The following is a 12,827-nucleotide window of genomic DNA, read 5'->3' on the forward strand; positions in this document are numbered from 1 at the left end:
AAACTATTCTATAATTATATTATTTTTCCTTAATCTCTAAAAGGTCCTCGCCAAGCTTGTAGATATTGCCCGCGCCGACAGTTAAGATGATGTCGTTTTCCCTTAGATTGTCAAGAAGATAATTTTCGATGTCCTCGAACTTCGAGATATACATCGCATCGTAGCCGTGCTCCTTCATAGACTTGATTAGGTCCTTGGAGTGAACGACTTTTGTATCCTTTTCTCTCGCAGCGTAAATGTCTGTGATGATGGTTACATCGCTTCTCTTAAACGCTTCGGCAAAGCCTTCTAGAAGCTTTTGCGTTCTAGTGAAGGTATGTGGCTGGAAGATGGTGATGATCCTGCCTTTAGCCATCTTCTTCACGGCTTCAAGTGTCGCCATGATCTCTGTTGGGTGATGTGCGTAGTCGTCTATGATGCGCACGCTTCCGATGTAGCCCTTTGTCTCGATCCTTCTGTGAACGCCAGCGTATAGAAGGATGTACTTCTTAATATCTTGTAGTGAAGCGCCATAAGTATTCGCCATGGCGATGGCAGCAAGCGCATTATAAACGTTATGCTTACCTAAAACGCTTAGCTTGATCTCAGTTTTTTCGTTGTTGTGAATTAAATCGAAGTTCGCACAGCCATTCTCATCATAAGTGATGTTCTCAGCTTTATAATCAGCATCAGAGTCAACACCGAAGCTGATGGTTTTGGCCTTAACGTCTTTGATGGCCTCAATAACGTGTTCGTCGTCTTTATTGTATAGGACGTAGCCAGTTGATGGCACGTCGTCAGCGTATTTCTTGAATGTGGCGATGATGTCTTCGATGTTTTTATAAAAGTCTAAGTGGTCTTCGTCGATGTTTAGTATCATGGCCATGGTAGGATTGTATTTTAAGATGTTTGCCTTGTACTCGCAGGCTTCACTGACAATGATGTTTCCTTTACCTATCCTGATATTGCCGCCAATTTCGTCAAGTTCGCCACCTAAAAGTATGGTTGGATCCATTTGCGTATGTGTTGTGATTGAAGCAATCATCGATGTTGTAGTGGTTTTGCCGTGTGTGCCTGAAACGCAAACTGAGTTAGGGAAGAGCTTCATCACTTCGCCTAAGAAGCTTGCTCTGTCATAAATCTCAAGGCCAAGCTCCTTTGCTCTTAAAAGCTCTGGATTGTCTGGACGTATCGCGTCTGTGTAAACAACTACCTTTGATGACTCAACGTTTTTTGCTTCGTGCTTATTGTATACAACGGCGCCCATCTTCTTAAGTCTCTCTATGATTTGTGATTCACCTGTGTCAGTGCCTTTAACTTTGCAGCCCTCCGAGATAAGCAGTTCAGCAAGTCCACTCATGCCTATTCCGCCTATGCCTATGAAAAATATATTATCAATATTGTGTTTTTTCAAAAAAAATCCCATTTTTCCTCCTAAATATATAAAAAGTACTTGAAAATAATTCAACTCTTTAGTATAATATATATATAAGCTATTTTATAATTTCGCTTATATAACTATCATAATATATATTATGATAAAAATCAAGCAAATTTTAGCTGAATTAGGAGGATGGAGAAAATGACAATCACAGACGTAAGAGTAAGACTAGTTGACAAGGAAGGTTTAAACTTAAAGGCAACAGCTTCAGTTACTTTTGATAACGCTTTTGTTGTTCACGACATCAAAGTTATCGAAGGAAGAGAAGGTTTATTCATTGCAATGCCTTCAAGAAAGGTACCTAATGGTACTTACAGAGACGTAGCCCACCCAATCAACACAGAAGCAAGAGCTGACATCGAAGAAAAAGTTTACAAAGCTTACGAAGCAGCTGTTGAAGACGCAAAAAACGAAGCTGATGAAGAAATACTAGTAATGGAAGAAAAGTAGTAATTTTTAATTAGTTATTAGAAATATGAGCCTCTAGCCAGGCTCTTTTTTCTTTGCAAAATATATTTATATATATGGAGGAAGATCTTTTCCATTCGTAAGGCGAAATGTCTTGACAAGTCATCTTGTAAATGATAAAATTATTGAATTGAAAGGATGAGTTATATGAAAAATTTACGTGAAATGTTTCAGGATAAAAAGTTTTTAAAATTAGTATATAGCCTTGCAGTGCCAGTCGCACTTCAAAATCTGCTCGCAAGTGTACTTAATACACTGGATACAACGATGATATCGTCACTAGGGGACTATGCGATATCGGCAGTTGGTCTTGCAAACCAAATCTTCTTCTTTATGACGCTTATCTGCTTCGGGATAGCGACAGGTACTTCAGTTATGATTGCTCAGTACAATGGCAAGGAAGACTACGAAGGCGTGAGAAAATCACATGGCATGGCCTTGATGCTATCCGTGATCGTGGCAAGTATATTCACAATATTGGCGCTAGCTATACCAGAACAGCTGATGAGGATCTTCACAGATGACGCAAACGTAATCCCTTACGGCGTTACATACCTTAGAGTAGTTTCCTTCTCATATATACTTACAGCAGTGAACTTTATTTATTCAGTATCGATGAGAAGCATAGGCAATGCAAAGACGCCTTTAATTGCATCGACATTTGCCTTCTTCGGAAACGCCTTCTTTAACTACGTTTTCATCTTTGGTAAACTTGGCTTTCCAGCTATGGGCGTAGCGGGTGGCGCGCTAGGTACTATCCTTGCTCGTATACTTGAATTTATCGTTTTATATATAGCACTTAAAAAGCACAGAAGTCCACTAAAAGGCAAGATTAAGGACTTCATTACCTTTGACAGCCATTTCAAAAAGCTTTACCTAAAGACAGCGGGCCCAGTAATTTTGAACGAAACATTCTGGTCCCTAGGACAAATAGTTTATCAGATAGCCTACGCAAAGCTAGGAACAAGGAGCGTTACAGCCTTGCAGATAGGTATGACAGTGCAAAACATCTTCTTTGTTTTAGCTAGGGGACTAGCCGGCGCTTGTACAGTTATAGTCGGCAACTCAATCGGCGCGGGCGACGAGGATCAGGCGTATAGATATGGAACGTGGTTACTAGAGCTCTCAGCCTTGACAGGAATTGTACTCGGCGCTTTGATGATCATATTTAGAGAGTCCTTCTTCGTCATCTTCCCAAATATCACGCCAGAATCAAAAGCCATAGCCGCAGATTTATTCATCACCATGGGTATTGCACTCTTCGTTAAGACACATAACTCGACCCTTATAGTCGGCATATTTAGAGGCGGTGGAGACACAAGATACTCCATGGCGCTTGAGATGAGTTGCGTTTGGCTTATAGGTGTGCCACTAGCCTTCCTTGGAGCAGTAGTATTAAAATTACCGCTTCACTACGTGTACTTGATGGCGTGCGGCGAAGAATTTGCCAAGGCAGCCATAGGATTACCGAGAGTAATTTCGAAGAAGTGGATCAAGAACATAACAAATGAATAGATGTATTTGTAAGAGCAGTGTGAGCTGCTCTTTTTTAATGCCAAATACACGGATAAAAACGCGCCAAACACTTGGATAAAAACGCGCCAAATACTTGGATAAAAACGCGCCATTTGCATGAATTGATTTATAGAATGGCTTAATATAGACGTTTATAGTGCGTTAGAAAAAATAAAAATGCTAGCTAAGTTATTTTAGCTAGCATTGTTTTTTTGAGTGATTTGTCCCGAATTTTATACAATATCCGGGACAAATTTTTTCATTTTTTATATACAAACCATTGTATACATCAGTCCATAATCTTTTTTGTCTCGTCTATACGAGTGGAAGCGCTTATCTGTGACTGTGTCTATCTTTGAGATGTATATATTTTCTTCTTTAACTCCCATACTTATTGTATCGAGCTTAACTACTTTTCCTAAATCTATAAGGTAATGCTTCTCATCTTTTTTAAAAATAATGTCTTTGTATTTAAAATTCTTCTCGAATACATTTTTTACATCGTCCATCACTTCGAATGAAGTTTTTTGTATATGCGGTCCGACATAAACTTTCAAATCTGCGGCGCTCGAGCCAAGTCCCACCATCTTTGTGATTGCTTCTTTAACTATGGAGTTTGCTGTGCCTTTCCAGCCTGAGTGAACGGCTGCGATGCGCGCATTGACGCTATCGTAGACTATTACGGGTAGGCAGTCTGCGCTCTTAATCACAAGGACATCGCCTTTGAGCCCTATAAGTCCATCTGTCTCGTCGTAGAAATTCACCCCGCCATCGCCTTTTACATTAACGTGGACGATATTGTTCGAGTGCACTTGGCGTGTAACGTTGATGCTGCTATAATCAAGGCCGATATGCTCAAGTACTTTTGGAAGCTCGTTTAAAAAGTAGTCTTCATCTCCTTTTATGTCGATGGGCTTAAGGCTCATGATGTTTGTGACACCTAGGTCATTTAGGTAAGTGCTTGTCAAATATTTTTCATCTATAATCTTATAATCTTTCATAATTTTCCTCATATGTAAAAGAAGCACCAATTAAGGTGCCTCATGTATTTTATTCAAAGAATGCTTTATAAGCTTTGTATGACATGTATGTGTCGAACTTTGAAGTAACTTCGTTTGGTGCGTGCATGTTTAAAACTGCTGTACCACAGTCAACAACTTCTGCGCCGTACTTGCTTAGTAGGTATGCGATAGTTCCGCCGCCACCTGCGTCAACTCTACCAAGTTCGCCTGTTTGCCAAGCAACGCCTGCTTTGTCAAAGATATCTCTTACATCTCTTAAGAATTCTGCGTTTGCATCGTTGCAGCCGCCTTTTCCGCCTGATCCAGTGTACTTAGCTACTGCGATACCGCCGCCTAATACAGCTGTGTTGTTCTTTTCATAAACTGAGTCGAAGTTAGGGTCATAAGCTGCTGTTACGTCTGATGAAAGTACCCAAGAGTTCTTTAGGCATCTTCTAACTGTAAGAGCTGAGTATTCGCCTTCTAGTGCTGCTAACTCGTGTAGAGCGTTTTCAAGAACGTAGCTTGCCATACCAGTGTTTCCTTGTGAGCCAACTTCTTCCTTATCCATGAACATGGCTAGAGCTGTGTGCTCGCCTTGCTTCATGTCAAGTATAGCCTTAAGTCCTGCGAATGCGCAAACTCTGTCGTCTTGGCCATAGCTGAAGATCATGGATCTGTCTATACCAAGGTCACGAGCCTTGCCTGCTGGAACTACTTCGATTTCGGCAACTTTAAAGTCGTCTTCTTCTATGCCATATTTTTCGTTGATGATTCTCATAACATTGGCTTTAACGCGATTTGATTTGTCTTTCTTATCGTCATCGTCGTCATCGTCATCTGCCAATGGTATTGAGCCCATAAGCACGTTTAATTGTTCGCCAAGTATACCTTCAGCAAGTTTCTTTTGCATTTGTTCACGTGATAGGTGGATTAGTAGGTCTGTGATTGTAAATACTGGATCGTCATCGTCTTCACCTATAGATATATCTACTCTCTTTAAATCCTTTGTATAAACAACACCGTGTAAAGCTAGTGGGATTGTAGTCCATTGGTACTTTTTAACTCCGCCGTAGTAGTGAGTCTTTAAAAAGCCTAGTTCGCTTGCTTCGTATAGTGGATTTGGCTTAAGGTCAAGTCTTGGGCTGTCTATGTGAGCGCCAACTATTCTTAGGCCTTCTTCAAGTTTCTTTTCGCCCATAACGAACATTAAAACTGATTTTTCCTTGTTATTTAAGTAAAGCTTGTCGCCCTTCTTAACTTTTGTTCCGTTTTTGATAGCTTCTTCTAAGTCCTTAAAGCCGTTAGCTTCAGCTATGCGTATGATTTCTTTAACTGCTAGTCTTTCAGTTTTTGCTTTTGTTAAAAAGTCTTTGTACTCTTCGTTGTAGCTTGTAACGTCCTCAAGCACATCGTTTGAAAGGCTTAGCCATGAAATTTTTTCTGCCATTGTAATTCCTCCTTTTTTTATATTATAACATAAAGGCGCACAAAATTCATCCCTTTTGGGTATAAATATTAAAATGCTGATGGAGGTTTTTTATGTTAATTAAAAATATTAATTTTATTGATACAATTGCAAATGGCATAAGACGAGTCGATATGCTTATTGAGAATGGCATAGTGACTGCGATTGAAGAGCGAATTGAAAAAGATGATCCTTGCGTGATCGATGGCGAAGGACTTTATATATCACACGGGCTAATAGATACGCACGTGCACTTTAGGGACCCCGGCCAAACTTATAAGGAAGATTTGACTACGGGAGCAGCCGCAGCTAAGAGAGGCGGCTACACCTCAGTACTTCTTATGGCAAATACAAAGCCTGTGGTTGATAATACTGAAACGCTTGAAGATATATTAAATAGATCAAAGGACTTAGGCGTAAAGATTTATCAAAATGCTACCGTGACTAAGGGCATGCTGGGCGAGGAGCTTGTAGATATGGATGCGCTTTACAAGGCAGGGGCAATCGGTTTTACTGATGATGGCAAGCCTATAATGAAGGCGAAACTATTATACGACGCTCTAATCGAAGCGAAAAAGTATGATGCGCCAATCAGTTTACATGAGGAAGATCCATTTTTTATTAAAAAGGCTGGCAAAAATGAAACAGCTCCAGCTATTGCCGAGGCTGTTATGGTGGCTCGCGATGCTTATCTTGCAGTAAAAGCTGACTCAAAATTAAACTTCCAACACATTTCATCTGCGGATGCACTTGAAATTATTAGAAATTACAAAAAATACACGGATAAAATATTTGCAGAGGTCACTCCTCATCACTTTACATTAACAGAGGATGCTGTTGAAAAACACGGCACTTTGGCAAAAATGAATCCGCCACTAAGGACGGCTGCCGATAGAGAGGCGATAGTCGAAGCTATCAAGGACGGTACCATAGACATAATCGCGACTGATCATGCGCCTCATGCGGCTGAGGAAAAGGCTAAGGACTTCTTCAGCGCTCCGAGCGGTATCATAGGTCTTGAAACAGCTCTGCCACTTGCAATAGATGAGCTTCACCATAAGCATGGTATTGATCTAGTAAAAATTATAAAGATGCTAACTGTCAATCCTGCAAGGCTTTATGGACTTGAAGAGGGCAGCATAAGGGTCGGCTCGAGGGCTGATTTAGTGATTTTTGACATTAACGAAGAGTATATATATGAAAAATCTTCATCTAAGTCTCAAAATTCGCCATTCATAGGTGAAAAATTAAAGGGAAAGGTGAAGTACACAATAAAGGACGGAAAGGTGGTTTACAGTGAAGACAATAGGTTTAATTGTTAATCCAAAGGCTGGCGTCGGCGGCTCGGTTGCCCTAAAGGGCTCGGACGGCGAGGCTATATACGAAGAAGCGATAAAGCGTGGCGCGAGTGAAAAGGCGCACTTGAGGTGCGAAGAGGCTTTCAGCCATTTACTTGATATAAAGGATGAGTTCAAGGTTTATACGGGCAATCACAGGCTCGGCGAGGACGAGATGAAAAAGCTTGGACTAAATTATGAGGTCGTTTACGAGACAGAGGCTAATACTACGGCGGAAGATACGAAAATGGCTTTGAAAGAGATACTTAAGAGGGACGTGGACCTAATTGTATTTGCAGGGGGCGACGGCACAGCTCGTGACGTTTACGATGCTGTGGGCCTAACAAAACCTGTAATCGGGATACCTGCAGGCACTAAGATGCATAGCTCCGTCTTTGGTGTTTCACCAAAGTCCGCTTCAGAAGTCATCAGAGCCTTTTTATTAGATGAATCCTACGAGATAATCGAGTCAGAAGTCATGGATATAGATGAGGAAGCGTTCAGAAACGAAGTTTTGAACGTGAAGCTTTATGGCGCGCTAAATGTAGTTAACAAGGGAAGAATGATGCAAGTGGGTAAGAGCCCTCAAAGTGCATCAGAGAACACAGATCTTGAGTCCATCGCTCAATATGTCGTTGATGAGATGAAGGACGACACCTTATATATAGTCGGAAGTGGCTCAAGTATACGCCCTGTTATGAACCTTCTAGGCCTTGAAAATTCACTTCTTGGCGTCGACCTTGTATATAATAAGGAGCTCATTAAAAAAGATGCGAGCGAAAAAGACATTTACGAAGCGCTTATGAAGTATCCGAAGAGAAAGATTATCGTTACCATCATTGGCGGACAAGGCTACATTTTTGGCCGTGGCAATCAGCAGTTTTCTTCGAGAGTCATAAGAGAAGTTGGCAAGGAAAATATTATAGTCATTGCGACACAGTCGAAGATTAATAACATCGCCGGCGGCAATTTGCTTGCAGACACAGGTGATGACGCGACAAACGAATACCTAGCTGGCTACTACAACGTCATCGTCGACTATAATTACATGAAATTAATAAAACTTGTTTATTTGTAAAAATTATTAGCTTTGCGAAAATATTTTGTAAAAAGCCTTGACAAATTTTATAAACATAGTATAATATTTTCTGTGATAAAAGAAAGACTAGAATAAAACAGAGGAAGAGGAGAGTATGAGTAAATTGAAACGCAAATGGAGAAAGAGTAAGTCACTCGCAAGAACATTCGCAATGATACTTTGTGTTGTGATGGTTTTGTCGATAGTGTTACCGATTTTAATTAATAATTAGTAAGAATATTTGTATTAGCTTGTAATAGATTATTACAAGCTAATTTTTTTGCTAATTTCACAATCAAGTCATTACAATGCTTTGCCCAATCCTATTTCCCAAACTCTAAAAATATTTGACTTTGGGAAGTAGAAAATCCATTTTCACAAAAAATCAAAAAATCATTCTTTAGTATTATTTTTATTTTACTCCAATTTCTATAAGCAAGGCCATTAGCATAAAGCTGATCTATCTATAAATTTATGAAGATAATTTCATAATTATTATCTTGAAAAATCATGCTGCTTATACTATAATTAGTATGTAGTTATAATTTTTAAACAATATATAGATAGGAGGACTTATGTTAAAGGTAGAAAAGCGTAATGGCAATGTTGTCGATTTTGAGCAAGACAAGATCAAAATTGCCATCGAAAAGGCGATGAAAGAAACTGAAAAAGGGGTCGATGAAGAAGTTTCTCAAAAGATCGCGAGTGAAGTATTTGAAGAGGTTAATGGCAAGGACCTTGTCAACATAGAGGACATTCAAGACTTAGTTGAACTTGCTCTAATGAAGTATAGACCAGAAGTTGCGAAGAAATACATTCTTTACAGACAAGAAAGAACTAAGCTTAGAGAAAAGGGCTGGGACATGACAGCTCTTCAAAGGGACATATACGAAAAGAAATATCGCTACGATAGCGAGACTTTCAACGATTTCCTTACTAGGGTTAGTGGCGGCAATGAATATATAAAAAAGGCTATTAGCGATAAAAAGTTTATGCCAGCGGGCAGGATACTTGCAGGACGCGGCCTTGACAAGCTTGGCAGAAAGATCACTCTATCGAACTGCTATGTAATGCCGAAGGTCGAAGACAGCATCGAATCTATCTTTGACACAGCAAAGTACCTTGCTAGAACTTATAGTTATGGCGGTGGCTGCGGCGTAAATATCTCCAAACTTCGTCCAAAGGGAGCAAGAGTCAATAACGCAGCGCTTACTACGACTGGATCAGTTTCATTTATGGACCTATTCAGCTTAGTTACTGGGCTTATAGGTATGCGCGGTAGACGTGGCGCACTTATGCTAAACATGGACTCATCTCACCCAGATATCGAAGAGTTCATCAACGTGAAGAATGACCTTGACAAGGTGACTTACGCAAACATCTCTGTCAATGTTGATGACGAGTTCATGAAAGCAGTTAAAAACGATACAGAATACGACCTACACTTCACTGTTGAAGCCAATGGTCAAGAGATACACAAAAAAGTTAGAGCCAAAGAATTATTCGAAAAACTAGCCTACAATAACTGGAATGATGCAGAACCCGGCATTTTATTTAAAGACAGAATTGATTCGTGGCACCTAATGAGCGAGTTCGACGATTTTGAGTTTGCAGGAGTAAATCCATGCGCAGAAGAGCCACTACCAGCCTTTGGTAGCTGTAATCTATCTTCAATAAATATCTCAAACTTCGTTAAATATCCATTCAAAGAAGATGCCTACTTCGATTTTGAAGATTTTAAAGTAGCCGTTAAACATGGCGTTAGATATCTTAATGGCGTTCTAGACGAGAACGCAGAGCTTCACCCACTTAAGGAGCAAAGAGAAGTAGCTAAAAATCTTAGACAAATCGGTTTGGGACTTATGGGTGTCGCTGACATGTTTATCAAGATGGGCATTAGATACGGCTCAGACGAATCCATTGACCTAATCAAGAAGATAGGTAAAGTCATGATAAATGAAGCACTTAGAGAGTCAGCTATGCTTGCGAAAAAAGACGGACCATTCCCAATGTATAGAGAAAAAGAATTCTTAGCATCAAAATTCCTTCAAAAGAACGCCGATCCAGACGTAATCGAATTAATTAAGGAATATGGTGTAAGAAATTCACAGCTATTAACAATGGCTCCAACAGGCTCAATCTCAACATTACTTGGCTGCTCCAATGGCGTTGAGCCGATATTCCAAATTTCATACACAAGAAAGACAGAAAGCTTAAACAACGAAGACACTTACTACAAAGTTTATACAGAAATCGTTCGCGAGTACATGGACGCACACGGCATTAGAGACGAAGAGGACCTTCCAGACTTTATCGTAACAAGCAAAGACCTTGATTACAAAGACAGAATACTTGTTCAAGCAGCTTGGCAAGAGTTTATCGACGCGTCAATATCATCAACATGTAACGTTCCAAACGAGTTTACAGTAGAGCAAGTCGAAGAGCTATATATGTTCGCGTGGGAAAAGGGCCTTAAGGGCGTAACTATCTATAGAGATGGCTGCCAAAGAGCCGGCATATTGATCTCGAACAATAAAAAATCTACTAAAGAAAAGATAGACGAGCTACAAGGCGAAATCGATGCACTTGCAAAGAGCGCGCTTGCTGAAAACCCTGATGTTTGCCCAATGTGCGGCGGCAAGATGAATCACTCAGGCGGCTGCAGAGAGTGCCAAGACTGTGGTTATAGTCCTTGCTCAATCTAATTTAATTTAATATATTTATCAGAGGATCTCGATTATTTTCGGGATCTTTTTATATGCCATGCTTATGGTCTTGCCACGATAATTATTTTGCCTGCGCTTATGGCCTTGCCATGATAAGCATTTTTCTTATCTTATTAAAAATTACTAAGCATAGCAAAATTGCTTAATAAGCAAAATCACTATTGCTAGTAAATTCACTTTCTCTATCAAAATCACCATCTTTATCAAAATCACTTTCTCTAATAAAAACACTATCTCTATCAAAATCACTTTCTCTAATAAAAACACTATCTCTATCAAAATCACCATCTTTATCAAAATTACTTTATCTAATCAATTCACTCATTTTAGCAAAGTTGCTTCTCCAGCCATTCTCATAGAAAAAAAGAGCCACACTCTCGTATGACTCTTTAAGTAAATATTAATTTTTCTTTTCTAATTTATTCTTGCTCTCTCTAAGCAGCTCTGACAGCTTTTGCAGCTCTCTTTGTAAGTGCTCTTTCTCTTCGTCTGTGTAGTGACCATCGATAACGCCCTCAACAAAGTTAACTCTGTGAGCAACTACTTGGTCCAAGACGTCTATGCCTTTTTCAAGTGGGTAGATGCGTATGACTCTTCTGTCGTGTTCGTCTTTGCGTCTCTCAACAAAGCCTAGCTTTTCCATCCTATCGATAAGGTCGGTTACGGTTGAAAATGCAAGACCCATGGATCTACTTAAGTCGCCTATGCTGATTGGATTGTCTTTTTCTTTGACTATAAATTGAAGTGCTGAGAATTGTGGTGGTGTCACTGATATCTCTGACAAAACCTTTCTACCTTCGACTCTGACTGCAAAGTCGGCTCTCCTTAAAAACAGTTCTATATCACGAATAATCTCGTCCATCGTATCCTCCTTCAAGTGTTTACAATAGTATTATTATATTATTATACAATAAAGTAGCTACTTTGTCAAATTTTCTTTCTTTGAGCAGCTTTTGCAGCCTACTTGACCGAATAGATGGTTTACTTTTATTGCATTTACTGGGCAATGTCTTACGCAGTCGTTACACCTGATGCACTCTGGTGAATTTGGGTTCTCATATGTCTTTATGCCAAATTTACAAACTTTCTCGCATTTTTTACAGTGTATGCATGATGAGTCGATGGAGAAGTTATAGAAGCTTATCTTGTTGAATAGGCCGTATATTGCGCCTAGTGGGCAGATAAAGCGGCAGAAGACTCTGTATGAGAATATACTTACTAGGACAACTACTATTAAAATAGTAAGTTTTGAGAAGAACAGTGTTCCTAGCATGCTTCTTAAATCTGCATTTTTAGCGATTAATGGAAGGCCTCCTTCTAATATGCCTTGTGGGCAGATAAGTTTACAGAAGTATGGGTTACTCATTCCATAATCATCCTTTAGTAGTAGTGGCATGCCTATTACAAAGACTGCTAGCACGACGTATTTTATGTAGCTTAGGTACTTAGCGACTTTTGGTTTAATCACAAGCTTCTTTGTCTTGATCTTGTATAAAAGGTCTTGAACTAGTCCAAATGGGCATAAAAAGCCGCAGATGAATCTACCTAAAAGTATTCCGAATAAGAATAAAAATCCTAGTACGTAAAAAGCTATTGCGTGTGCTGGCGAGCCAATGGATGCTTGCAAGGAGCCTATGGGGCAGGCTCCAAGCGCAGCAGGGCATGAGTAGCAGTTCAGTGTTGGTACACAGTACTTCTTCAAATCGCCTTGATATATTTTGCCTTTTAAATAATTTGGAAGTATTGGATTGGATGCGAAGAAAAATAATACTTGCGACATCCATCTTTTTGATTTTTTAACTATCTTCATAATT

At 39.6% G+C, this 12,827-nt stretch carries 10 protein-coding genes; 5 read left to right on the top strand and 5 right to left on the bottom strand.

What is annotated here, in order from left to right:
- Nucleotides 1-19: 19 nt before the first annotated feature.
- The gene (gene murC / locus AC1EJ0_RS04985; protein ID WP_480023425.1) at nucleotides 20-1,405 is read right to left on the bottom strand and encodes a UDP-N-acetylmuramate--L-alanine ligase; all 1,386 of its coding nucleotides are present in this window, start codon (nucleotides 1,403-1,405) and stop codon (nucleotides 20-22) included.
- A gap of 156 nt (nucleotides 1,406-1,561) precedes the next feature.
- On the opposite strand from murC, the gene spoVG reads away from it, so the two are divergent.
- Together spoVG and AC1EJ0_RS04995 are read left to right on the top strand one after the other, a co-directional pair.
- Entirely contained in the window at nucleotides 1,562-1,870 is a 309-nt protein-coding gene (gene spoVG, locus AC1EJ0_RS04990; protein ID WP_058259771.1) for a septation regulator SpoVG, read from the top strand.
- Between the two features lie 165 nt (nucleotides 1,871-2,035).
- Entirely contained in the window at nucleotides 2,036-3,403 is a 1,368-nt protein-coding gene (locus tag AC1EJ0_RS04995) for an MATE family efflux transporter (RefSeq protein ID WP_480023424.1), read from the top strand.
- Nucleotides 3,404-3,669: 266 nt separating this feature from the next.
- Here AC1EJ0_RS04995 and pgeF read toward each other — a convergent pair whose 3' ends face one another.
- Together pgeF and AC1EJ0_RS05005 are read right to left on the bottom strand one after the other, a co-directional pair.
- Nucleotides 3,670-4,404: a peptidoglycan editing factor PgeF gene (gene pgeF / locus AC1EJ0_RS05000; protein ID WP_480023423.1), complete on the bottom strand. Its 735-nt coding sequence runs from the start codon at nucleotides 4,402-4,404 to the stop codon at nucleotides 3,670-3,672.
- A 49-nt stretch (nucleotides 4,405-4,453) separates the two neighbouring features.
- Nucleotides 4,454-5,854 (bottom strand): aminopeptidase, encoded by a 1,401-nt coding sequence (locus tag AC1EJ0_RS05005; protein ID WP_480023422.1) that lies wholly within the window; start codon nucleotides 5,852-5,854, stop codon nucleotides 4,454-4,456.
- A 92-nt stretch (nucleotides 5,855-5,946) separates the two neighbouring features.
- On the opposite strand from AC1EJ0_RS05005, the gene AC1EJ0_RS05010 reads away from it, so the two are divergent.
- The 3 genes from AC1EJ0_RS05010 (at nucleotide 5,947) to AC1EJ0_RS05020 (ending at nucleotide 10,992) form a co-directional block, all read left to right on the top strand.
- Entirely contained in the window at nucleotides 5,947-7,194 is a 1,248-nt protein-coding gene (locus AC1EJ0_RS05010; RefSeq protein WP_480023421.1) for a dihydroorotase, read from the top strand.
- Nucleotides 7,169-8,287 carry an ATP-NAD kinase family protein gene (locus AC1EJ0_RS05015; RefSeq protein ID WP_480023420.1) on the top strand — a complete coding sequence of 373 codons (1,119 nt, stop codon included), beginning with the start codon at nucleotides 7,169-7,171 and terminating at the stop codon, nucleotides 8,285-8,287. The genes AC1EJ0_RS05010 and AC1EJ0_RS05015 overlap by 26 nt, the downstream gene beginning before the upstream one ends.
- 575 nt (nucleotides 8,288-8,862) lie before the next feature.
- The gene (locus tag AC1EJ0_RS05020) at nucleotides 8,863-10,992 is read left to right on the top strand and encodes an adenosylcobalamin-dependent ribonucleoside-diphosphate reductase (protein WP_480023419.1); all 2,130 of its coding nucleotides are present in this window, start codon (nucleotides 8,863-8,865) and stop codon (nucleotides 10,990-10,992) included.
- Between the two features lie 421 nt (nucleotides 10,993-11,413).
- Here AC1EJ0_RS05020 and AC1EJ0_RS05025 read toward each other — a convergent pair whose 3' ends face one another.
- Both AC1EJ0_RS05025 and AC1EJ0_RS05030 read right to left on the bottom strand, forming a co-directional pair.
- On the bottom strand, nucleotides 11,414-11,875 hold the full coding sequence (locus AC1EJ0_RS05025; RefSeq protein WP_480023418.1) for a MarR family winged helix-turn-helix transcriptional regulator: 462 nt from the start codon (nucleotides 11,873-11,875) through the stop codon (nucleotides 11,414-11,416).
- Nucleotides 11,876-11,932: 57 nt separating this feature from the next.
- Complete coding sequence (locus AC1EJ0_RS05030) at nucleotides 11,933-12,823, bottom strand: 4Fe-4S binding protein (RefSeq protein ID WP_480023417.1); 891 nt, start codon at nucleotides 12,821-12,823, stop codon at nucleotides 11,933-11,935.
- Nucleotides 12,824-12,827: the final 4 nt, after the last annotated feature.

This window comes from Fenollaria sp. C0166D3 (assembly GCF_056590255.1).

What these genes read in the sequence shown, in the direction of transcription:
- murC (WP_480023425.1), bottom strand. Translation starts at nt 1,405, where the DNA reads ATGGGATTTTTTTTGAAAAAACACAATATTGATAATATATTTTTCATA.
- spoVG (WP_058259771.1), top strand. Translation starts at nt 1,562, where the DNA reads ATGACAATCACAGACGTAAGAGTAAGACTAGTTGACAAGGAAGGTTTA.
- AC1EJ0_RS04995 (WP_480023424.1), top strand. Translation starts at nt 2,036, where the DNA reads ATGAAAAATTTACGTGAAATGTTTCAGGATAAAAAGTTTTTAAAATTA.
- pgeF (WP_480023423.1), bottom strand. Translation starts at nt 4,404, where the DNA reads ATGAAAGATTATAAGATTATAGATGAAAAATATTTGACAAGCACTTAC.
- AC1EJ0_RS05005 (WP_480023422.1), bottom strand. Translation starts at nt 5,854, where the DNA reads ATGGCAGAAAAAATTTCATGGCTAAGCCTTTCAAACGATGTGCTTGAG.
- AC1EJ0_RS05010 (WP_480023421.1), top strand. Translation starts at nt 5,947, where the DNA reads ATGTTAATTAAAAATATTAATTTTATTGATACAATTGCAAATGGCATA.
- AC1EJ0_RS05020 (WP_480023419.1), top strand. Translation starts at nt 8,863, where the DNA reads ATGTTAAAGGTAGAAAAGCGTAATGGCAATGTTGTCGATTTTGAGCAA.
- AC1EJ0_RS05025 (WP_480023418.1), bottom strand. Translation starts at nt 11,875, where the DNA reads ATGGACGAGATTATTCGTGATATAGAACTGTTTTTAAGGAGAGCCGAC.
- AC1EJ0_RS05030 (WP_480023417.1), bottom strand. Translation starts at nt 12,823, where the DNA reads ATGAAGATAGTTAAAAAATCAAAAAGATGGATGTCGCAAGTATTATTT.